This window comes from Pseudomonas sp. (assembly GCF_017744435.1).
Taxonomy (GTDB): domain Bacteria; phylum Pseudomonadota; class Gammaproteobacteria; order Pseudomonadales; family Pseudomonadaceae; genus Aquipseudomonas.
On record NZ_JAGIBG010000048.1, the window covers coordinates 21,038 to 41,940 of the forward strand.

18 protein-coding genes are annotated in these 20,903 nt (G+C 63.6%); 9 read left to right on the top strand and 9 right to left on the bottom strand.

From position 1 onward, the window contains the following. The first annotated feature begins 2 nt into the window (after nt 1–2). Both J7573_RS24305 and J7573_RS24310 read left to right on the top strand, forming a co-directional pair. A complete protein-coding gene (locus J7573_RS24305) occupies nt 3–1,421 on the top strand; it encodes a DNA polymerase Y family protein (protein WP_294340935.1) in 1,419 nt (472 codons plus the stop codon). Further along, a complete protein-coding gene (locus tag J7573_RS24310) occupies nt 1,418–4,510 on the top strand; it encodes an error-prone DNA polymerase (protein ID WP_363264487.1) in 3,093 nt (1,030 codons plus the stop codon). The genes J7573_RS24305 and J7573_RS24310 overlap by 4 nt, the downstream gene beginning before the upstream one ends. Nucleotides 4,511–4,619: 109 nt before the next feature. On the opposite strand, the gene J7573_RS24315 is transcribed toward J7573_RS24310, so the two are convergent. Together J7573_RS24315 and J7573_RS24320 are read right to left on the bottom strand one after the other, a co-directional pair. Beyond that, complete coding sequence (locus J7573_RS24315) at nt 4,620–5,441, bottom strand: aldo/keto reductase (RefSeq protein ID WP_294340937.1); 822 nt, start codon at nt 5,439–5,441, stop codon at nt 4,620–4,622. Next, the gene (locus J7573_RS24320) at nt 5,429–6,334 is read right to left on the bottom strand and encodes a LysR family transcriptional regulator (protein WP_152957890.1); all 906 of its coding nucleotides are present in this window, start codon (nt 6,332–6,334) and stop codon (nt 5,429–5,431) included. Before J7573_RS24320 ends, J7573_RS24315 begins: the two co-directional genes overlap by 13 nt. A 140-nt stretch (nt 6,335–6,474) precedes the next feature. Here J7573_RS24320 and J7573_RS24325 point away from each other — a divergent pair, with 140 nt between their 5' ends. From J7573_RS24325 to J7573_RS24335, 3 genes are all read left to right on the top strand, one after another. Further along, on the top strand, nt 6,475–7,173 hold the full coding sequence (locus tag J7573_RS24325; RefSeq protein ID WP_027916752.1) for a CoA transferase subunit A: 699 nt from the start codon (nt 6,475–6,477) through the stop codon (nt 7,171–7,173). Between the two features lie 35 nt (nt 7,174–7,208). Further along, the gene (locus tag J7573_RS24330) at nt 7,209–7,865 is read left to right on the top strand and encodes a CoA transferase subunit B (RefSeq protein ID WP_159410121.1); all 657 of its coding nucleotides are present in this window, start codon (nt 7,209–7,211) and stop codon (nt 7,863–7,865) included. A 190-nt stretch (nt 7,866–8,055) separates the two neighbouring features. Beyond that, nucleotides 8,056–9,474 (top strand): TIGR00366 family protein, encoded by a 1,419-nt coding sequence (locus tag J7573_RS24335; RefSeq protein WP_294340939.1) that lies wholly within the window; start codon nt 8,056–8,058, stop codon nt 9,472–9,474. Between the two features lie 126 nt (nt 9,475–9,600). Here J7573_RS24335 and J7573_RS24340 read toward each other — a convergent pair whose 3' ends face one another. Together J7573_RS24340 and J7573_RS24345 are read right to left on the bottom strand one after the other, a co-directional pair. Further along, the gene (locus tag J7573_RS24340) at nt 9,601–10,488 is read right to left on the bottom strand and encodes a dihydrodipicolinate synthase family protein (protein ID WP_294340940.1); all 888 of its coding nucleotides are present in this window, start codon (nt 10,486–10,488) and stop codon (nt 9,601–9,603) included. Nucleotides 10,489–10,521: 33 nt separating this feature from the next. Further along, nucleotides 10,522–11,304, bottom strand: a complete 783-nt coding sequence (locus tag J7573_RS24345; RefSeq protein ID WP_294340941.1) for an aldolase — start codon at nt 11,302–11,304, stop codon at nt 10,522–10,524. A 152-nt stretch (nt 11,305–11,456) separates the two neighbouring features. On the opposite strand from J7573_RS24345, the gene J7573_RS24350 reads away from it, so the two are divergent. Beyond that, on the top strand, nt 11,457–11,999 hold the full coding sequence (locus J7573_RS24350) for an XRE family transcriptional regulator (protein ID WP_294340943.1): 543 nt from the start codon (nt 11,457–11,459) through the stop codon (nt 11,997–11,999). 10 nt (nt 12,000–12,009) lie between these two features. Next, complete coding sequence (locus J7573_RS24355) at nt 12,010–12,837, top strand: AraC family transcriptional regulator (protein ID WP_294340944.1); 828 nt, start codon at nt 12,010–12,012, stop codon at nt 12,835–12,837. Between the two features lie 58 nt (nt 12,838–12,895). Here J7573_RS24355 and J7573_RS24360 read toward each other — a convergent pair whose 3' ends face one another. Then, nucleotides 12,896–13,477: a LysE family translocator gene (locus J7573_RS24360; protein WP_294340945.1), complete on the bottom strand. Its 582-nt coding sequence runs from the start codon at nt 13,475–13,477 to the stop codon at nt 12,896–12,898. Between the two features lie 260 nt (nt 13,478–13,737). On the opposite strand from J7573_RS24360, the gene J7573_RS24365 reads away from it, so the two are divergent. After that, entirely contained in the window at nt 13,738–15,309 is a 1,572-nt protein-coding gene (locus J7573_RS24365) for a TerC family protein (protein ID WP_294340948.1), read from the top strand. Here the strand turns inward: J7573_RS24365 and rarD are convergent. Both rarD and J7573_RS24375 read right to left on the bottom strand, forming a co-directional pair. Continuing rightward, nucleotides 15,272–16,159 (bottom strand): EamA family transporter RarD, encoded by an 888-nt coding sequence (gene rarD, locus J7573_RS24370; RefSeq protein ID WP_294340950.1) that lies wholly within the window; start codon nt 16,157–16,159, stop codon nt 15,272–15,274. The genes J7573_RS24365 and rarD overlap by 38 nt on opposite strands. A gap of 32 nt (nt 16,160–16,191) precedes the next feature. Beyond that, complete coding sequence (locus J7573_RS24375; RefSeq protein WP_294340951.1) at nt 16,192–17,778, bottom strand: cyclic diguanylate phosphodiesterase; 1,587 nt, start codon at nt 17,776–17,778, stop codon at nt 16,192–16,194. A 302-nt stretch (nt 17,779–18,080) separates the two neighbouring features. Here J7573_RS24375 and hppD point away from each other — a divergent pair, with 302 nt between their 5' ends. Continuing rightward, a complete protein-coding gene (hppD, locus tag J7573_RS24380) occupies nt 18,081–19,157 on the top strand; it encodes a 4-hydroxyphenylpyruvate dioxygenase (protein ID WP_079227918.1) in 1,077 nt (358 codons plus the stop codon). Nucleotides 19,158–19,173: 16 nt separating this feature from the next. Here the strand turns inward: hppD and J7573_RS24385 are convergent, their stop codons facing one another. Beyond that, on the bottom strand, nt 19,174–19,980 hold the full coding sequence (locus J7573_RS24385) for a CSS-motif domain-containing protein (RefSeq protein ID WP_294340955.1): 807 nt from the start codon (nt 19,978–19,980) through the stop codon (nt 19,174–19,176). Between the two features lie 131 nt (nt 19,981–20,111). After that, nucleotides 20,112–20,798, bottom strand: a complete 687-nt coding sequence (locus J7573_RS24390) for a type 1 glutamine amidotransferase domain-containing protein (protein ID WP_294340956.1) — start codon at nt 20,796–20,798, stop codon at nt 20,112–20,114. Nucleotides 20,799–20,903: the final 105 nt, after the last annotated feature.

Genomic DNA, 20,903 nt, shown 5'->3' on the forward strand with positions numbered 1-20,903 from the left:
GCATGCTCTGGGCCTGCATTCTTCTGCCCCAGCTGGCGCTGGACTCGATCCTGCGCGAGCGTGACGACGCCGATTCGCCGCTGGTGCTGATCGGCGGCCCCGTTCAACGGCGTCTGCTGCAAGCTGTCAATCCCGCCGCAGCGGCGCTTGGCCTGCGAGCGGGGCAGACGCTGACGGCCGCACGGGCCCTGGCCGACGGGTTCCACTGTGTCGAGGCCGACCCGGCCCGCATCGAGCAGTTGCAGCAATTGCTGGCGGCCTGGGCCTACCGGTTCAGTGCCCAGGTGAGCCTTCACTACCCGCGTGCCCTGTTGCTTGAAGTTGGCTCAAGCCTGCAGCTGTTCGGCCCTTGGCCGCTGTTCGAGGCCCGCCTGCGCGAGGAGCTGGCTGCACTGGGCTTGCGCCAGCGCATCGTGCTGGCGACCAACCCGGTAGCGGCCCGCATGCTTGCCAACGGCCATGATGGCCTGGCACTGACTTGCGCCGAGCAGACCCGGGCGGCGCTGACGCGCATGCCGATCGAGCGGGTCGGGTTGCCAGCGGACGCTGCCGAAGCTTTTGCCCGCATGGGCCTGCACCGGTTGGGGCAGGTGCTGGCCTTGCCACGTGATGCGCTGGCCAGGCGATTTTCCGCCCAGGTGCAGTTGCACCTGGACCAATTGCTCGGGCTGCGCACCATGGGGCTGGACTACTATCAGCCACCGGACCGCTTCGAAACGCGCCTGGAACTCAACTTCGACGTCGAATCGCACCAGGCCTTGCTGTTCCCGTTGCGGCGCATGCTCAATGACCTGGCGGCCTTCCTCGCCGGGCGCGACTGCGGCGTGCAGCGCTTTTGCCTGTACCTGGAGCACGTCGAAGGGCCGGACACTCAGTTGCAGGTTGGCCTGCTGGCTGCCGAGCGCGACGCCGCCATGCTGTTCGAGCTGGCCCGTGGGCGCCTGGAGCCGCTGCGCATCCCGGCACCGGTGCGCAACCTGCGGCTGGTCGCCGATGACTTGCCAGCCTTCGTCCCCCAGCACCAGGCACTGTTCGATCCCCGCGCCAAGCAGGCACAGCCCTGGGAGCAACTGCGCGAACGCCTGCGCGCGCGCCTGGGTGATGAAGCCGTCAAAGGGCTGCGCGCCGAGGCCGACCATCGCCCCGAATGCGCCTGGCAGCAGGCGGAGCAGGGCGCCCAGGGCAGCCTGCCAGCCTTGCCCGGTAGCCGCCCAGGCTGGTTGTTACCCACGCCGCAGGCCCTGGATGGGGCTGGCCACAGGCTGCTGGGCCAGGCCGAGCGCATCGAGTCGGGCTGGTGGGACGGTGGCGACGTGCGCCGGGACTACTACCGCATCGAAACCCGCGATGGCCTGCGCGGCTGGGCCTATCACGACCTGGCCCAACCGGGCCCGCTGTGGCTGCAGGGCTGGTTCGCATGAACGCGACGGGCTATGCGTCGGGCTATGCCGAGCTGCATTGCCTGTCCAATTTCAGCTTCCAGCGCGGTGCATCGAGCGCCGATGAGCTGTTCCGCCGTGCTCGCGAGCAGGGCTACCAGGCATTGGCGATCACTGACGAATGCACCCTGGCGGGTATCGTTCGCGCCTGGCAGGCCGCCAAGGCGCAGCAGTTGCGCCTGATCGTCGGCAGTGAAGTGCGCCTGCAGGATGGCCCCAAACTGGTTTTGCTGGTGCAGAACCTCACGGGTTACCAGAACCTCTGTGCCCTGATCACCCGTGCCCGACGGCGGGCCGAGAAGGGTGACTACCAGTTGTTAGCGGACGATTTGCAGCCGCACCATGAGGGGTTGCTGGCGCTATGGATTGCCGATGATCCCGACGACCAGGCGACAGGCCGATGGCTGTGTGATGTGTTCGCCGAGCGCTTGTGGTTGGGCGTGCACCTGCACCGTGGCAGCGATGATGAGCAGCGCCTGACCCGCTTGCGCGAACTGGCGGCGCAACTGGGCATCCGCGCCGTGGCCTGTGGTGACGTGCACATGCACGTGCGCGGCCGGCGCGCCCTGCAGGACTGCATCACCGCCATCCGCCAGCACTGCAACGTGGCCGAGGCAGGGCGCCATCTGTTCGCCAATGGCGAGCGCCACCTGCGTGCGCTGGAGCAACTGGCCGAGCTGTACCCGGCAGACCTGCTGGCCGAGAGCCTGCTCATCGCCGAGCGTTGCCAGTTCGACCTGGGTGAACTGCGCTACCAGTACCCACGCGAGCTGGTGCCCGAGGGCCAGACACCCGCCAGCTGGCTGCGCGCATTGTGCGAGCGGGGTTTACCCCGGCGCTGGCCGTCAGGGCCGAGCAGCAAGGTACGCGCGGTGCTGGACAAGGAGCTGGCGCTGATCGAGGAGCTGGGCTACGAAAGCTATTTCCTGACCGTGCATGACATCGTCGCCTTTGCCCGCAGCCAGCACATTCTCTGTCAGGGACGTGGCTCGGCAGCCAACTCGGTGGTGTGCTTCGTGCTGGGCATCACCGAGCTCGACCCGATGGAGCATCGCCTGTTGTTCGAGCGCTTCCTGTCGCGTGAGCGCAACGAGCCGCCCGATATCGACGTGGACTTCGAGCATGACCGGCGTGAAGAGGTGATCCAGTACGTGTTCCGCCGTTACGGCCGGCACCGCGCCGCACTGACTGCCGTGGTCAATACCTACCATGCTGCCGGCGCAGTTCGTGATGTGGCCCGGGTGCTGGGCCTGCCGGCCGATCAGGTGGATGCCCTGGCCAAGTGCTGCGGCCGCTGGAGCGACCGTATCCCGGACGATCAGCGGCTGGCAGAGGCCGGTTTCGAACCCGGCAGCCCGTCGCTGCGGCGCATCCTGGTCCTGGCCGGTGAACTGATCGGTTTCCCCCGTCACCTGTCCCAGCACCCGGGTGGCTTCGTCATTTCCGAACAGCCGCTGGACCACCTGGTGCCGGTGGAAAACGCCGCCATGGCCGAGCGCACGGTGATCCAGTGGGACAAGGACGACCTGGACATGGTCGGCCTGCTCAAGGTCGATGTGCTGGCCCTCGGCATGCTCAGCGCCTTGCGCCGCTGTTTCGACCTGCTGCAGCGGCACCGCGGTCGGCAGCTGACCCTGGCGACCATCCCTGGCGAAGACCCGGCGACCTACGCCATGATCAGCCGCGCCGAGACCATGGGCGTGTTCCAGATCGAGTCGCGGGCACAGATGGCCATGCTGCCGCGGCTCAGGCCCAACACCTTCTATGACCTGGTGATAGAGGTCGCCATCGTGCGCCCCGGGCCGATCCAGGGCGACATGGTTCACCCTTACCTGCGCCGGCGCCTCAAGCAGGAACCGGTGACCTACCCCTCGGAAAAACTCAAGGAGGTCTTCGAGCGAACCCTGGGCGTGCCGCTGTTCCAGGAGCAGGTGATGGAACTGGCCATGGTCGCTGCCGACTACAGCCCTGGCGAGGCCGACCAGTTGCGCCGCAGCATGGCTGCCTGGAAGCGCCATGGCGGGCTGGAGCCCCATCGTCAGCGGCTGGTCGAAGGCATGCTGCGCAACGGATACGACCTGGCGTTCGCCGAGCGTATCTTCGAGCAGATCAAAGGCTTTGGCAGTTACGGCTTCCCCGAGTCGCACGCGGCCAGCTTCGCCTTGCTGTGCTATGCCAGCAGCTGGCTCAAGTGCCATGAGCCGGCGATCTTCACCTGCGCGCTGGTCAACAGCTGGCCGATGGGTTTCTATAGCCCGGACCAGCTGCTGCAGGAGGCGCGGCGGCAAGGGATCGAGATACGCCCGGTGGATGTGTTCCACAGCGAATGGGACTGCACGCTGGAGTCCGATCAACACGGTGTCTTGGCCATTCGCCTTGGGCTGCGGCAGATCCGGGGTTTCAGCGAGGTGGATGCCCGCAGGTTGGAGCAGGCGAGGGCGCAGCGCCCTTGGCGGGATGTCGAAGACCTGTGCCTGCGCGCCGGGCTCGACAGCCGTGCCCGCGCCCGGCTGGCCGATGCGGGCGCGCTGCGAGCCCTGGCCGGTGACCGCCACCAGGCACGCTGGCAGGTGGCGGCGGTGCAGCCGCAGTTGCCACTGTTCGCCGAGGTGCAGGCACTGCCGGAAGCGCAGGTGGCGTTGCCGGTGCCAACGGTTGGCGAGGACCTGGTTGCCGACTACGACACCTTGGGGACTACCTTGGGCCCGCATCCGCTCCGGCTGTTGCGTTCACGGTTGCGGGCACTGGGCTGTCGCAGTTCCGCCGAGCTGGCGGGGGTCGCGCATGGCGATGCGATTGCCGTGGCCGGGCTGGTGGTGGGGCGGCAGCGGCCACAGACTGCCAGCGGAGTGACCTTCGTGACGCTGGAGGATGAGTTCGGCATGGTCAACGTGGTGGTCTGGCGGGACCTGGCCGAGCGGCAGCGGCGGGCACTGGTGGGGTCGCAGTTGCTCAAGGTGAGCGGGCGGCTGGAGCAGGAGAGCGGGGTGCAGCATTTGATTGCCCGGCGCCTGGAAGACATCAGCCCCTTGTTGCAGGGGCTGGATGTAAAGAGCCGGGACTTTCACTGACCTTGATGGCCTCTTCGCGGGCATGCCCGCTCCCACATGGATAGCGCAGTACCTGTGGGAGCGGGCGCGTCGGGGCGCCGAACCGCCGCGAAGAAATCAACTCGGTCTGTCAGACCATCGCCAGATGCTGCTTGCGCGTCGGTGCCGGGAACGCCCGGTCGATAGCCCGCAGGTCTTCAAGGGTCAAGGTCAACGCCCCGGCAGCCGCATTCAAGCGCACATGCTCCGCAGACACCGCCTTGGGTATGGCAATCACATCGTTCTCCCGCGTCACCCACGCCAGGCTGACCTGCGCCGCTGTCGCCCCGTGGCGTTCGGCGATTTCGCTCAGCACCGGGTGCAGCAACAACCGCCCGGCCTGGGCCAGCGGGCAATAGGCCATGGTCGGCAAGCCCCGCTGGCGGCTCCACGGCAACAGGTCGAACTCGATGCCACGCTGCGCCGGGTTGTACAGCACCTGATTGGTGGCGCATTCGGGGTTGTGCAGTTCGCGCAGGTCATCGACATCGAAGTTGGACACGCCCCAACGGCGGATCTTGCCCTGCTCGCGCAAGCGCTCGAACGCCTCGACCGTTTCCTCCAGCGGATACTGGCCACGCCAGTGCAGCAGATAGAGGTCGATCACCTCGGTACCCAGGCGCTTCAGGCTGCGTTCGCAGGCTTCAGGCACGCCACGGCGGCTGGCGTTGTGCGGGTAGACCTTACTGACCAGGAATACCTGGTCACGGCGCCCGGCAATAGCCTGGCCGACCACTTCCTCGGCACCGCCTTCGGCATACATCTCGGCGGTGTCGATCAGGGTCATGCCCTGCTCGATGCCTTGTTGCAGGGCGGCCACTTCGGCGGCCTTGCGGGCCGGGTCTTCGCCCATGTACCAGGTGCCCTGGCCAATGGCCGGCACGCTGCAACCTGCCAGTTTCACGTAACGCATGTCACCTCCGGAGTCTGGGTATGGGAAAGCAGCACCTCGAGCAGCGCCTGGGCTGCGGTGGAAAGCTTGTGGTCGGCCAGGGCGATCACGCTGATGCGCCGTTCGACCGCGGGTTCGACCAGCGTCACGCAACGTGCGCCGAGTTCCTGCATCTGGTTGATGCACAGCGCCGGTACCGCGCTGACGCCAAGACCACTGGCAACCATGCGGCCGATGGTCGACAGCTGGTGGCTTTCGAATGCCACCGCCAGTTTGCCGTGGCGCGCCGCGACGTTCTGCTCCAGCAGCAGGCGCACCGCCGACGGGCGCTGCAAGGCAATGAAGTCTTCCGCCAGCAACTGCGCCCAGGTGACCTGGGTTTGCAAGGCCAGCGGTGAATCGGCCGGCACCACGGCGACGAAGCGGTCCATGTACAGCGGGTGGAAATTCAGGCCTTCGCTGTTATCCGGCTCGAAACCGATGCCCAGTTCGACGCGGCGATGGCGCACCAGTTCCAGCACCTGTTCGTTGATCACGTCGTGCACCGTGACGTTGACCTTGGGGTAACGCTGGCGGAACACCTTGAGCGATTGCGGCAGCAGATTGCCGGCAAAGGCCGGCATGGCTGCCACCGAAACGCGGCCAAGCTGCAGGGTGAAGCGCTGGCGCAGCATCTCTTCGGTGTCGTCCCAGTCGGCCAGCAGGCGCCGGGCCAGTGGCAGCAGCACCTCGCCCTCGGCGGTCAGGCTGACGCTGCGGGTGGTGCGGGTGAGCAGGGCGCCGCCGAGGTTGTCCTCCAGCGCCTTGATGGTCAGGCTCAGGGCCGGTTGCGATACATGCAGGTGCTCACCGGCCTGGGCGAAGCTCTGGTACTTGGCGACGGCGACGAAGGCGCGCAGTTGCTTGACGTTCATGACAGCCTCGATCGCTGTTTTGGAAAAGTTATCAATCGATGATGAAAACAAAATTAACAAATCAGTCGCCAGCGGTGAAGATGGCTGCACACGCTCACCGACAGCCTCGTCGGTTCAACAACTACAAAAGGCGGATCAGCATGGCCGGACTGGACAAGCGCGTAGCAACCTATGAAGAGGCCCTGGCAGGCCTGACCGACAACATGACGGTACTGGCCGGCGGCTTCGGCCTGTGCGGCATCCCCGAAAACCTCATCGCTGAAATCAAGCGCCTTGGCGTCAAGGGCCTGACCGTGGTCTCCAACAACTGCGGCGTCGACGGCTTTGGCCTGGGCGTGCTGCTGGAAGACCGGCAGATCCGCAAGATGATCGCCTCCTACGTCGGCGAGAACGCCGAATTCGAACGCCAGCTGCTCAGTGGCGAGCTGGAAGTCGAACTGACCCCGCAAGGCACCCTGGCCGAGAAGATGCGCGCTGGTGGCGCCGGTATCCCGGCCTTCTACACCGCCACCGGCTACGGCACCCCGGTCGCCGACGGCAAGGAAGTGCGCGAGTTCAAGGGCCGCAAGTACATCCTCGAAGAGTCCATCACCGGCGACTTCGCCATCGTCAAGGGCTGGAAGGCCGACCATTACGGCAACGTGGTGTACCGCAACACCGCGCAGAACTTCAACCCACTGGCGGCCACCGCCGGCAAGATCACCGTGGTCGAAGTGGAAGAAATCGTCGAGCCTGGCGTGCTGCTGCCCAGCGAGATTCACACCCCGGGCATCTTCGTCGACCGGGTGATCGTCGGCACCTTCGAAAAACGCATCGAAAAGCGCACCGTCAAGGCCTGAGCGCCGTCCATCAGAACAACAAAGAGATCCTGACCATGGCACTGACCCGCGAACAGATGGCGCAACGCGTCGCCCGTGAACTGAAGGACGGCTACTACGTCAACCTCGGCATCGGCATCCCGACCCTGGTGGCCAACTATGTACCGGCCGACATGGACGTGATGCTGCAGTCCGAAAACGGCCTGCTCGGCATGGGCGAATTCCCCACCGAAAGCACCATCGATGCCGACATGATCAACGCCGGCAAACAGACCGTCACCGCCCGCCGTGGTGCGTCGATCTTCGACTCGGCGCAATCGTTCGCCATGATCCGTGGCGGCCACGTCGACCTCACCGTGCTGGGCGCCTTCGAAGTGGACGTGGAAGGCAACATCGCCTCGTGGATGATCCCCGGCAAGCTGGTCAAGGGCATGGGCGGCGCCATGGACCTGGTGGCCGGTGCCGACAACATCATCGTCACCATGACCCACGCCTCCAAGGATGGCGAGTCCAAGCTGCTGCCGCGCTGCAGCCTGCCGCTGACCGGCGCCGGTTGCATCCGCAAGGTGCTGACCGACCTGGCCTACCTGGAGATCGAAGATGGCGCCTTCATCCTGCGCGAGACTGCGCCGGGGGTGAGCGTTGAAGAAATCATCGAGAAGACCGCCGGCAAGCTGATCGTGCCGGACGATGTCAAGGAAATGACCTTCTAAAGCAACACACTGTCCCCCTGTAGGAGCGGCCTCGTGTCGCGAAAGGGCCGCAGAGCGGCCCCGGCAATTTCGGCTTTGAAGCTGAAATCCTGGGGCTGCTTCGCAGCCCGTTCGCGACACGAGGCCGCTCCTACAGGGGTTTCTGCGTTTGTGCAGAAAAATCCGATAAGACCAATAAAAGGAAGTAACCGTGGCCGCTGAAATCCAAGACAGCCGCTCCGCCCGTTTTGCCCTGCGCTGTTCCAACTGGGCCGAACGCTGGTTCCCCGACTCCTGGGTATTCGCCGCCCTGGCCGTGCTGCTGGTGTGCATTGGCGCCCTGGCCATGGGCGCCAAGCCGACCGACACCGCCAAGGCCTTCGGCGATGGCTTCTGGAGCCTGATCCCGTTCACCATGCAGATGGCCTTCGTGGTCATCGGCGGCTATGTGGTGGCCAGCTCGCCACCCGCCGCCCGCCTGATCGACCGTCTGGCGCGCATCCCGAAAAATGGCCGCTCGGCAGTGTGCTGGGTCGCGCTGATCTCGATGCTGGCCTCGCTGCTCAACTGGGGCCTGTCGCTGGTGTTCGGTGGCCTGCTGGTCCGTGCCCTGGCTCGCCGTACCGAACTGAAGATGGACTACCGCGCCGCCGGTGCCGCCGCCTACCTGGGCCTGGGGGCTGTGTGGGCGCTGGGCCTGTCGTCCTCGGCCGCGCAGTTGCAGGCCAACCCGGCCAGCCTGCCGCCATCGATCCTGTCGATCACCGGCGTGATCCCGTTCACCGAGACCATTTTCCTCTGGCAGTCCGGCGTGATGCTGGCGGCCCTGGTGATTGTCTCGCTGGTGATCGCCTACGCCACGGCCCCCGGCCCGAACAGTGCGCGCAGCGCCGAAGACTGTGGCGTCGACCCCAGCTTCACTGCACCGCCGGCACCCAAGCGTACCCGCCCGGGCGAATGGCTGGAACACAGCCCGATCCTGATCCTGATGCTGGTGGTCCTGGCCGCTGGCTGGCTGTACCAGGAGTTCGCCACCAAACCGGCGATCACCGCGATTTCCGGGCTGAACACCTACAACCTGCTGTTCATCATGCTCGGGGCCTTGCTCCACTGGCGCCCGCGCAGCTTCCTCGATGCCGTGGCGCGCGCCGTGCCGACCACCACCGGGGTGCTGATCCAGTTCCCGCTGTACGGCTCGATTGCTGCGATCCTCACCCAGGTCAAAGGTGTGGATGAGCAGACCCTGGCCCATCACATCTCGCTGTTCTTCACCCAGATCGCCACCCATGACACCTACGCGCTGCTGATGGGCGTGTACTCGGCAGTGCTGGGCTTCTTCATCCCGTCGGGCGGTGGCAAGTGGATCATCGAAGCGCCGTACGTGATGCTGGTGGCCAACGACCTGAAATACCACCTGGGCTGGGCGGTGCAGATCTACAACGCCGCCGAAGCGCTGCCGAACCTGATCAACCCGTTCTACATGCTGCCGCTGCTGGGCGTGCTGGGGCTCAAGGCGCGTGATCTGATCGGTTTTTCGTTCGTGCAGTTGCTGGTGCATGTGCCGCTGGTGCTGGTGCTGCTGTGGGCACTGGGTACCACGTTGCATTACGTTCCCCCGGTGATGCCTTGAAGTAGTTGGGGTGCCTGAAAGGGCCTCTTCGCGGGCGCGCCCGCTTCCACAGGGGCAGTGCAATGCTTGAACCTTGTGGATTTCCTGTGGGAGCGGGCATGCCCGCGAAGAGGCCGGTGCAGATTTTCAGTCAGTCAGCTTTGCCAACAATGCCGCCAACGCCGTTCGACCTGGCTCGTCCAGCCCGAACACCGGCTTGCGTGGCTCACCTACCGGCAAACCGGTCATTGCCAACCCGGCCTTGATGGTCGCCGGCAACCCACCTTTGAGAATGAAGTCCAACAGCGGCAACTGCCGGTAGAACAGCGCCCTGGCCTGTGCCAGGTCTCCTGCCAGCACTGCCTGGTACAAGCCCTGGTTGAGCGCTGGAATCAGGTTCGGCGCTGCCGTGCACCAACCCTTGGCGCCAGCCACGAAGGCCTCCAGCGCCAGCGGATTGCAGCCGTTGTAGAACGGCACCTGGCCTTCACCGAGCAACTGCAGCTTGTGCATGCGCTGGATGTCGCCAGTGCTCTCCTTGACCATGGTCACGTTGGCCACTTCGCGGACGATGCGCAGGATCAGCTCCACCGACATGTCGGTGCCGCTGGTGGCCGGGTTGTTGTAGAGCATGATCGGGATATCGATGGCGTCACCGATGGCGCGGTAGTGCTGGAGGATTTCGGCTTCGCTGAGTTTCCAGTAGGCGGCCGGCAGTACCATCACCGCGTCGGCGCCCTGGGCCTGGGCAAAGCGGGCGCGGCGCACGGCACCGGCGGTGGTCAGGTCGGACACGCTGACGATGCTGGGCACCCGTTTGCCGATCTGGGCGAGGCTGTACTCGGCCACCTGCTGCCATTCGCTGTCGCTGAGATAGGCCCCTTCGCCGGTGCTGCCCAACGGCGCGATGGCCTGCACGCCGCCGTCGATCAGGCGCTCGATGGACTGGCCCAGCGCGGGCAGGTCGAGCTGTTCGCCGCCAGCGCTGAAGGGGGTGATGGTGTAGCCGATGATGCCGTGGATTTCTGTGGTCATTTTGAAAGGCTCCGCAAGCAAGGCATTCAGGGTTCAGTTCAGGCAGTCGGCGTGGGTGCGCAGGCACTGCCGGGCAAAGTAGTTGAAGGCAGCGGCATGGCGCTTGGGCCGGTCGATCCAGTCGTGGGCTTCGCGGCCCAGTGCCGGGGCGATGGGCTTGAGGGTACCGGCCGACATCGCCAGCAGTTGCAGGCGTGCGGCGCGCTCGATCAGCTGGGCATACACGCAGGCCTGCTCGATGCTGGTGCCGGTGGACAGCTGGCCATGGTGCGAGAGCAGGATGGCGCGCTTGTCCCCGAGCGCGGTGCTGATGATCTCGCCTTCCTCGTTGCCCACCGGCACGCCAGGCCAGGCTTCGAGGAAGGCGCAGTCGTCATAGAGCGGGCACAGGTCCATGTGCGAAACCTGCAGCGGGACTTCCAGCATCGACAGCGCGGCGACGTGGGTCGGGTGGGTGTGGATGATGCAGTTCACGTCGGGGCGGGCGCGGTACACCCAGCTGTGAAAGCGATTGGCCGGGTTGGGCATGCCCTGGCCTTCGAGCACTTCGAGGTCCTCGTTGACCAGCAGCAGGTTGCTGGCGCTGATTTCATCGAAACCCAGGCCCAGTTGCTGGGTGTAGAAGGTGCCAGGTTGCGGGCCGCGGGCACTGATCTGCCCGGCCAGACCGGAGTCGTGGCCGTGGTCGAACAGAATTCGGCAGGTCAGGGCCAGCTTTTCTCGCACAGTCCACGTATTATCGACAAGCGAGCCTTGCATCTGCGTCAGCGCCTGCTGGACCAGTTGGTCCTTGCTGTGTGTCAGGGTCTTGGCCATGGGGTTTTCCTCTGTGGCGTGATGAGCGATGTCAGCGCTGGCCTGTTCCAAAGCTTTGGTCGGTCGAGGAACGGGTCAGTGCGTGACACAAATAATCCTATATGACACAAAGTGTCATAGACAAGCCTGTGGATCCGGGAAATTCGCGTCGCATGCCTAACAGATTGAAATTATTAAGAAAAAAACTTGGTGTCACGCTTGAGACGCTGGCCGAAAAATCCGGCATGACCAAGAGTTATCTGTCCAAGGTGGAGCGCGGCCTGAACACGCCGTCAATCGCTGCAGCGCTCAAGCTGGCACGGGCGTTGAACGTCAATGTCGAAGAGCTGTTCGCCGAGGAGCACGCCGGGCAGAGCCGTTACAGCCTGGTACGCCAGGGCGAGCGCCAGGCGCTGGTGGGCGATGGCCAAGGGCCGGGCTATGCGGCGTTGACCCGCCAGTTCGGGCAACACAGCCTGTTGCCGTTCCTGATCCAGCCGCCGACCGAGTTCAGCGACCCGACGTTCAAGGAGCATGAGGGTGAGGAGTTTCTGTTCGTCCATGCCGGCCAGGTGGAAGTCGACTTCATGAATGAACGGGTGTTGCTGGAGCAGGGCGATGCGCTGCACTTCAATGCCCAGACACCACACCGCCTGCGCTCGGTCGGCGAGCAGCCGGCGCAGCTGCTGGTGGTGGTGCAGCACAGCAGCGAATGAGGGCAGGGCGATGATCGAAGTGTCGCGGTTCTGGCGGGACCCGGCATTGCCCTTCGTCGAAGCCCGGCGCGTGGGGGATGGGCGCAAGGTCTGTTATGCCGCCCATTCCCATGAGAGCTTTTCCATTGGCGTGATCACCGGTGGCTGCAGTACCTACCTGAGCGGCGCCAGTCAGGTCGAGGTGGTGGCCGGCACCACGGTATTGATGAACCCGGGAGTGGTGCACACCTGCAACCCGATTGCCGGCCAGCCCTGGTCGTACCTGATGCTGTTCGTCGACCTACCGTGGCTCCAGGCGCGGGGCTTCGAATTGCCAGCACAGACAGTCAGTACTTCGCCGGGTTTGTACAGCCGGTTGCTGCAGCTGTTTGCCGACCTGTTCGACAACGCGCTGGACGATCGTGAAGATCGCCTGGCGGTATTTTTCGGCGATCTCCCACGCTATTTGCAGCCATTGGCAGATCAGCCGCGAGTGGGCCATCCGCAACTGGACGCGGCAGCGGCGTTCATCCGTGCTCATCGCACAGACCCGCTGAGCCTTGAGGACATCTGCGCGGCCTGCGGCTTGTCGCGCTCTTATCTGATCCGGGCCTTCCGCCAGCGCTTCGGCCTGACGCCACACGGTTACCTGCTGGATCAACGGGTGCAACATGCGCGGGCGCAATTGCGCGAGGGAAGGGCAATCGCCGAGGTGGCGCAGGAGGCGGGGTTCGCCGATCAGGCGCACCTGCAGCGGGCGTTCAAGCAGCACCTGGCGGCTACACCCGGGCATTACCGCGATGCAGTGCCGGCCTCTTCGCGGCTAAAGCCGCTCCCACAGGTACAGCGCCGCACTTGAGCATTGTGATACCCCTGTGGGAGCGGCTTCAGCCGCGAAAAGGCCGGCACTGGCGACATCAAACGAGCAGATAGACCGCGCTTCCCACTAGCAATACTGCCAGCCCGCGATTCAGCAACTGAAGATACCGTGGCTTGCGCAGGTACTGCCGGATCACACTCCCGGCCCAGGCCCAGCAGGCTACCGAAGCGAAACAGATCGGCCCGTAGATCCAGGTGAACAACCACAACAGTTGCTGTTCGCCACCGGTATAGGCACCCACGCCCGCCACCGCCGCCAGCCAGGCCTTGGGGTTCAGCCATTGCATCGCCGCTCCCTGCCAGGCCGAAGGTGCACGCTGCTGATCTGGACCACCCAGCTGGCCATCGTCGCTGGCCAGTTTCCACGCCATGTACAGCAGAAACGCCACGCCTCCCCAATGCAGCGCCACGCCCAGCAACGGCCAGCGTAACAGCAGTTCGTGCAAGCCCAGGCCAACCAGCACCAGCAGCAGGCAGAAGCCCAGCGTCGCGCCCGTCACATGCCACAGGCTCGCCCGCAGGCCATGACGGGCACCGCTGCCGAGGGCGACGACATTGACCGGCCCGGGAGAAATCGATGCGGCAAGGGCGAATGCGGCCATGGAAAGGGACAGGCTCATGCTCCGTAACTCCGTGTGTTGGATGATGCCGCCATCCTGCGGCCTTACCCGGCTTGGGTATTGAAGAATAGTCCCCTGCGGCGCAGCTACAGCTTTTGTAATAGTTTCGCGCTATCAGAAAAACCTGCTGTGCTTGTAGGATCGTCTTCCCTATTTTCAATCAAGGTCTATATGAGCACCTTCGCGGAGCCCCCCAGTCTTCGGCCTTCCCGGCCATCCTCCCTCCGTCCTTGTGACGCTTCCTTCGTGAGTACCCGCTAATGGAATGGCTAGCCGATCCCACGGCCTGGCTGGGCCTGTTGACGCTTATCGTCCTCGAGCTGGTGCTGGGTATCGACAACCTGGTGTTCATCGCCATCCTCGCCGACAAGCTGCCGCCCCATCAGCGCGACCGCGCGCGGGTCATCGGCCTGAGCCTGGCGCTGATCATGCGCCTGGGCCTGCTGGCCAGTATCTCGTGGATGGTCACCCTGACCGCGCCGCTGTTCGAGGTGTTTGGCAAGAGCTTCTCTGGCCGTGACCTGATCATGCTGTTCGGTGGTGTGTTCCTGCTGTTCAAGGCCACCATGGAATTGCACGAACGCCTGGAAGGGCACGTCACCCAGGCAACGGGCGCCGTGCGTCATGCCTTGTTCTGGCCGATCGTGGCGCAGATCGTCGTGCTTGATGCGGTGTTCTCGCTGGATGCGGTGATCACGGCGGTAGGCATGGTCGAAGAATTGTCGGTAATGATGATCGCGGTGATCTTCTCGATCGGCATCATGATCGTTGCCGGCAAGCCGCTGACCCGCTTCGTAAACGCCCACCCGACGGTGATCATGCTGTGCCTGGGCTTCCTGATGATGATCGGTTTCAGCCTGACCGCCGAAGGCCTGGGCTTCCATATCCCGAAAGGCTACCTGTACGCGGCCATCGGCTTCTCGATCCTCATCGAGCTGTTCAACCAGCTGGCCCGTGCCCGCCGCAAGCGCAGCCTGCAGCAGCACCGGCCACTGCGTGAACGTACCGCGCATGCCGTGCTGCGCCTGCTGGGTGGCCGCCGGGTCGAGGCTGACGAGGTGGGCGAAGACATTGCCGACCTGGTCGAAGGTGGCGAGGAGCAGGTACTGTTCGACCGCCGCGAGCGGGTGATGATCAGTGGCGTGCTGAACCTGGCCGAGCGGCCGATCCGCACGGTGATGACCGCGCGTGCCGAAGTCGACGTGATCGACCTGGCGCAACCCGCGCACGCCATCACCGAAGCGCTGGCCAACTCGCCCTATTCGCGCCTGCCGCTGATTCGCAACGGCCATATCGAGGAACCGCTGGGCTTCGTGCACAAGAAGGAGCTGCTCAAGGAACTGCTGACCGGCAGCCAGCCGGACCTTGAGCGCATGGCCCGGGCGCCGTTGAACCTGCTGGAGAGTTTCAGCATTCTCAACGCCCTGGAGCAGATGCGCAGCCAGTCGACGCACATTGCCTTCGTGATCAACGAGTTCGGTGACTTCACCGGTTTGCTGACCATGACCGACATCCTCGAGTCGATCGCCGGTGAGCTGCCGGATGCCAGCGAGATCGAAGGCCCGGCGATCGTCGAGGAAGGTGGCAGTTTTGTCGTCAGTGGCGCCCTCAACCTGAGCCAGGTCCAGGCGCGCACGGGCTTCAGCGCCCGCGCCACCGAGGACTACCAGACCCTCGCGGGCCTGGTGATGAGCTTGCTGGACCGCCTGCCAGTGGTGGGGGATCAGCTGGCCTGGAATGGCTGGAGCATGACCGTGGTGGCGGTGGAGGAGCGCCGGGTGCGCCAGGTGCGCCTTACACCGATCGTCGACGCTGACGCAGCAGGTGCTTGAAGCCTTCGAGCACCAGCACCAGCACGGCGGCCCAGATTGGCAGGTAGGTCAGCCACTGATCCGGGCCGATGGTTTCGCCCAGCAGCAGGGCGACGCCCACCAGCAGGACCGGCTCGACGTAGCTGAGCAGGCCGAACAGGCTGAACGGCAACAGGCGGCTGGCCAGTACGTAGGCGATCAGTGCACAGGCGCTGATCGCCCCCAGCAACGGAATCAGCCCGTAGAGGCCTGGGTGCTGGTGCAGATCGGCCGTCGACAACGGCCCTTGGGTGACGAAATACACCGCCCAGGGCAGCAACAGGCACATGTCGCACCACAGGCCACCGAGGTGGTCGGTGCGGCAGCGACGCCGCAAGACGAAGTAGATCGGGTAGCCGATCGTCACCAGCAAGGTTTCCCAGGCGAAGCTGCCATTCTGGTACAGCTCGTGCCCGACGCCCAGCGCGGCGCAGCTGACCGCTACTTTCTGCAGGCGTGACAGGCGCTCGCCATACACCAGGCGCCCGGTGAGCACCATGGCCAGCGGCAGCAGGAAATAGCCCATCGATACTTCCAGGCTGCGCCCGTGCAGCGGCGCCCAGAGGAACAGCCACAGCTGCACCCCCATCAACCACGAAGTACCGACCATGCCCAGCAGCAGGATCGGCGCCTGACGCACGCGGGCGAGCAGTTCGCCGACGCGTTTCCAGTCTTTGCTGACCAGCATGAACAGGGTGAGGCAGGGCAGGGTGAGCAAGGTGCGCCAGCCAAAGATCTCTTCGCCATCGAGCGGCGACAGCAAGGAGGTATAGAAATACATCACAGCGAACAGACAGGACGCCATGACCGACGAAATAATGCCTTTTGACACGAATGCCTCGGATAGGGGAGTGAGCAGGTGGATCAGCCGCGCATGATCTCAGGGGGCGCGCCTTGCGGCAACCGCGCGCCGCCGGGTTGTGCGGCGAGTGCCTTGAGGAAGTCGCTTGCAGGCATAGGCCGGCCAAATAGATAGCCCTGCTGAAAGTCCACCCCGCTGCGCGCCAGGTAATCACGCTGGACTTCGGTTTCCACGCCTTCGGCAACGATGCCCAGGCCCAGCTTGGCGGACAGCTCGATGATGCTGTCGAGAATGTGCTGGGACAAGGCGTCGCCGCCGATCATGGCCACGAAGCTCTGGTCGATCTTCAGGTAGTCGACCTTGAACTGGCGCAGGTAGTTGAGGCTCGACTGGCCGGTGCCGAAGTCATCCAGGGCGATCATCACCCCCATGTCATGCAGCTTGGCGAACAGCTCGAGGGCTACCGGGGTGGCTTCGATCAGCTTGCGCTCGGTCAGCTCCAAGGTCAGCCGTACCCGCCCAGGGGGGAAATGCTGGAGGAAGGTCTGGCAGTCGTCGAGCAGGCTCAGGTCGCGGCAGTGGTCGGCGGTAATGTTGATGCCGATATGGAAGCCGTCTTCCAGCAGTGCGGTGTAGGGCGCCAGGCTCTGTGCGGTGTGCAGCATCAGGGCCCGGGTCATGGCGACGATCTGGCCACTGTGTTCGGCGTAGGGGATGAACAGGTCCGGACGTACCAGGCCTTCACGGGGATGGTTCCAGCGCATCAGCACTTCAGCCCCTGCCCAGCGGTAGTCACCCTTGCGCACCACTGGCTGGAAATACGGCAGAAACTCGTCCGCTTCCAGGGCCCGCCGCAGTTCGGCCCTGGGCGAGCTGGCCCGGCGAATCTGCCAGCGGCAGGCGCCGCCGGCCACTACGCCGAGAACCAGCAGCAGGCTGAGCAGGGCAGGGTAGTGGCTGCGCAGCAGTTCACCTTGCTTGCCGGCCTCGTAGCCACCGTGCACGCTGAACGGGTAGCGGGTCGAGCCCAGGGTCACATCGGCGGCGGCGGCGGCTGGTGGGACACCGTCTTGCACCGCGCCATCCTTGCCCATCCAGGCGTTGCCGACGCGGATCTGCAGCGCTTCCTCCGGGCCTATCAGGCGCAATGCGGTGAGCAGGTGATCGCCATCCACGGTAATGATCGCACCGCGATCGCCATCGCTTGCCCGGTACACCAGCAGGGCATGGCCAGGCGTTACCGAGTTGCCATTCATCAGCCAAAGCCGGCCGTCGGTGTAGTCATGGGCGTCGACGGGCTCGTCAAAGTCGCCGAACAGCGAGCTGCAATACAGGTTGTGGTGCTGGAACAGGTTGGTCGAACGGACGAAGGCATTGCGCGTGACCTGGCTGCGCAAGGCCAGCTGAGCGTCCACGCAAGGGCTGCCAGCCAGCGGCAGCAGCACCTGCGCGGCATTGGCGAGGTTGTCTAGAATATGATCGACATGTTCGACCACCTGGCGCGCAGTCGCCTGGCTGGCGGCGCGCAGTTCACGTTCGATCTGCCAGTTCATCACTGCCAGGCCACAGGCAAGCGGCACCACGCCGACGATCCAGGGCAGGAGCGTGCGCCAGCTCCAGCGAGCGGGGCGATTGACCGTGAGGGGCATGCTGGGGTGATCTTCCTGATGACTGACGTGCTGAGGATAGCCGTTTGTCGGCGCCGGTGGCGAACTAATGCGCGACAAAGCCATTTACGCAATGTAGAATCGATTTACGAATACAACAATAAGGTCCTTCGTTACTGAGGGATCAACCCCCGCCGAGAATGGGTCCATATGACATACCATGGGTTCAAGCTGATCATTGGTGACTTCCTCGCCCGCAGCGTGCGCGGTATCCCGTGCTCTCCACCATTGCCGTTCCACATCCTACGCATTCATTAATTTTCGCTGCAGATGAGGGTACGAACATGGCTGACATCTTTGACAATCCAATGGGCCTGATGGGCTTCGAATTCATCGAACTGGCTTCGCCGACGCCGGGCGTGCTGGAACCGGTATTCCAGATACTCGGTTTCACCAAGGTGGCCACCCACCGCTCCAAGGACGTGCACCTGTATCGCCAGGGTGGCATCAACCTGATTCTCAACAACGAACCGAAGAGCATTGCCTCCTACTTTGCGGCCGAGCATGGCCCGTCGGTATGCGGCATGGCGTTCCGCGTGCGCAATGCCCATGAGGCCTATGCCCGGGCCCTGGAACTGGGTGCCCAGCCGGTCGAAATCGAAACCGGCCCGATGGAATTGCGCCTGCCGGCCATCAAAGGCATCGGTGGCGCACCGCTCTACCTGATCGACCGTTTCGAAGAAGGCAGCTCGATCTACGATATCGACTTCAATTTCATCGAAGGCGTCGACCGTAACCCACAAGGGGCAGGCCTGAAGATCATCGATCACCTGACCCACAACGTCTACCGCGGGCGCATGGCTTACTGGGCCGGTTTCTACGAGAAACTGTTCAACTTCCGCGAGATTCGCTACTTCGACATCAAGGGCGAATACACCGGCCTGACCTCCAAGGCCATGACCGCGCCTGACGGCATGATCCGCATTCCGCTCAATGAAGAGTCGTCCAAGGGCGCCGGGCAGATCGAAGAGTTCCTGATGCAGTTCAACGGCGAGGGCATCCAGCATGTGGCCTTCCTCACCGATGACCTGCTCAAGACCTGGGATGCACTCAAGGGCTTTGGCATGCGCTTCATGACCGCACCGCCGCAGACCTATTACGAAATGCTCGAAGAACGCCTGCCTGGGCATGGCGAGCCGGTCGACCAGTTGCAGGCCCGCGGCATCCTGCTGGATGGCGCGTCCGAGCCGGGCGACAAGCGCCTGCTGCTGCAGATTTTCTCGGAAACACTGCTCGGCCCGGTATTCTTCGAATTCATCCAGCGTAAAGGGGATGACGGTTTCGGTGAAGGCAACTTCAAGGCGCTGTTCGAGTCCATCGAGCGTGATCAGGTCCGCCGTGGCGTGCTCAATGCCGAATAAGTGAAGCGCAGCGCCGTCAGCCCTTGCTGGCGGCGCTGCGAACACGCTGATTACGTTGTCTGAACAAACCCCAGTAAGTGATCGAGCCCGTAATGATCCCGACCAGCGCCAGGGAAGGGAAAAGTTGTTTCATCGTCTGGCGCGTCTCACGTGCCGAGTATCCTTGTTCATAGCCTGCCTTGACGGTGTAGCCGTACTTGTCCGAGACACCCGTCTTGAAAAATTCGACTTGTGATGGGCGGGTCGGATCGCGACTATCGCCGTCGGCCCAGATGTATGAGTCTTCGAACTCGAGCAATAAAGTCAGGCCGGTCTGGAACGCACGCAGCTCATTGCGCAGCAACACGCCATAGGACGTGGTAATGACCCCCAGATTTTTCTCGCTGAGCTGGTAGGCCAGCAACATTGCATCGAGGGTTGCAGCCGGGTCCAGCACCAGACGAAACTGCGATCGTGCATCCGGGAACACCTGTTGCACTGGGAACGGCATATTCAAGGTGCTGCAATCGGTGCGGCGGTCGACGGTCAATGCCAGCGAGCGCAGATGCGGTGCTTTGGCAACTTGATCGAGCAATTGCGTCTGGGCACGCTCGCAGGCAGTCCCTGCCAACATCATTGCAGTAGACGCAGACGCGTGTATTCGATCCAGTGCCAGGTCCACGGAATAGATCGCTTCATTGATTGAGATTCGCGCGGTTTCATCAAGCTTCTTGTCCTGCTGATAAGACAGGATCATCAGCCCGGTGCCGACAGGCAGCAAACTGATTGCCAATGTCAGCAACAGTTCTACCAGGCTCCGCCCTGCAGTTTTGATTCTTGACATAAGTGTTCAGCCCCCATTTACCGAGCTGACCGAGATGGGCAGCCCAGTGGAGAGCCTATGAATCAATTACTGCGCCTGCTGTAATCCAAAACCATGCATCTTTTGCGAACTGCGCTGCTGGGATGTAGGACTCATTTCGGCTTGAGTGCAGCAATGACCTTCTCGGCCAGCAGGCCTGTCGAGGCGGGGTTCTGCCCGGTGATCAGCCGGCCGTCGCGGATTACGAACGGCTTCCACGGGTCATCGTCCTTGCTGTAGTTGCCGCCCCGGGCAACCAGTTCGTTTTCGGTGAGAAAGGGCACCACCTTGTCCAGCTCTGCCAATTTTTCTTCGGTATTGGAAAACCCGGTAATCTGCCGGTCCTTGAGCAGCAGGCTGTTGTCGCTGAGCTTGATGTTCAACAGGCCGACCACGCCATGACAGACAGCGGCAACAATGCCGTTGTTTTCGTAGATCTTGCGTGCCAGTTCCTGCAATGGCTGGTTGTCCGGGAAGTCGTACATCACGCCGTGCCCACCTGTGTAGTAGATGGCGCAGTAATCACCTGCCCTGACCTTGCCCGGGCTTGACGATGCACCCAGCCGGTTCATGAACGACTTGTCGTCGTACCATTGCCAGTCCAGCTCCGGGGCCATCTGCAGGCTATGTGGGTCGATTGGCACATAGCCGCCATTCGGGCTTACGTAGTCGACTTCATAGCCGGCTTTCTGCACGACTTCGACAAAATGCACAGCTTCCCCCAGCCATAGGCCAGTGGCCCGTTTCAGGGTCGGGTATTTGGCCGTATTGGTCAGTACCACCAGAATCTTCTTGCTCATCACCACGCTCCCTGGTTGGTCGTTGAAGGGCAATGCGTTCCTTGGCGCGGGAAAAACCTATTGAGCATAGCTTCCGTTTGCCCAGGCGCCATTTCGCTAATGGCT

Coding starts and splice junctions, on each gene's coding strand:
- J7573_RS24360 (WP_294340945.1), bottom strand. CDS start 13,477: ATGAGCCTGTCCCTTTCCATGGCCGCATTCGCCCTTGCCGCATCGATT.
- J7573_RS24305 (WP_294340935.1), top strand. CDS start 3: ATGCTCTGGGCCTGCATTCTTCTGCCCCAGCTGGCGCTGGACTCGATC.
- hppD (WP_079227918.1), top strand. CDS start 18,081: ATGGCTGACATCTTTGACAATCCAATGGGCCTGATGGGCTTCGAATTC.
- J7573_RS24320 (WP_152957890.1), bottom strand. CDS start 6,334: ATGAACGTCAAGCAACTGCGCGCCTTCGTCGCCGTCGCCAAGTACCAG.
- J7573_RS24315 (WP_294340937.1), bottom strand. CDS start 5,441: ATGCGTTACGTGAAACTGGCAGGTTGCAGCGTGCCGGCCATTGGCCAG.
- J7573_RS24330 (WP_159410121.1), top strand. CDS start 7,209: ATGGCACTGACCCGCGAACAGATGGCGCAACGCGTCGCCCGTGAACTG.
- J7573_RS24365 (WP_294340948.1), top strand. CDS start 13,738: ATGGAATGGCTAGCCGATCCCACGGCCTGGCTGGGCCTGTTGACGCTT.
- J7573_RS24340 (WP_294340940.1), bottom strand. CDS start 10,488: ATGACCACAGAAATCCACGGCATCATCGGCTACACCATCACCCCCTTC.
- J7573_RS24345 (WP_294340941.1), bottom strand. CDS start 11,304: ATGGCCAAGACCCTGACACACAGCAAGGACCAACTGGTCCAGCAGGCG.
- J7573_RS24310 (WP_363264487.1), top strand. CDS start 1,418: ATGAACGCGACGGGCTATGCGTCGGGCTATGCCGAGCTGCATTGCCTG.
- J7573_RS24355 (WP_294340944.1), top strand. CDS start 12,010: ATGATCGAAGTGTCGCGGTTCTGGCGGGACCCGGCATTGCCCTTCGTC.
- J7573_RS24385 (WP_294340955.1), bottom strand. CDS start 19,980: ATGTCAAGAATCAAAACTGCAGGGCGGAGCCTGGTAGAACTGTTGCTG.
- J7573_RS24375 (WP_294340951.1), bottom strand. CDS start 17,778: ATGCCCCTCACGGTCAATCGCCCCGCTCGCTGGAGCTGGCGCACGCTC.
- J7573_RS24325 (WP_027916752.1), top strand. CDS start 6,475: ATGGCCGGACTGGACAAGCGCGTAGCAACCTATGAAGAGGCCCTGGCA.
- J7573_RS24350 (WP_294340943.1), top strand. CDS start 11,457: ATGCCTAACAGATTGAAATTATTAAGAAAAAAACTTGGTGTCACGCTT.
- J7573_RS24390 (WP_294340956.1), bottom strand. CDS start 20,798: ATGAGCAAGAAGATTCTGGTGGTACTGACCAATACGGCCAAATACCCG.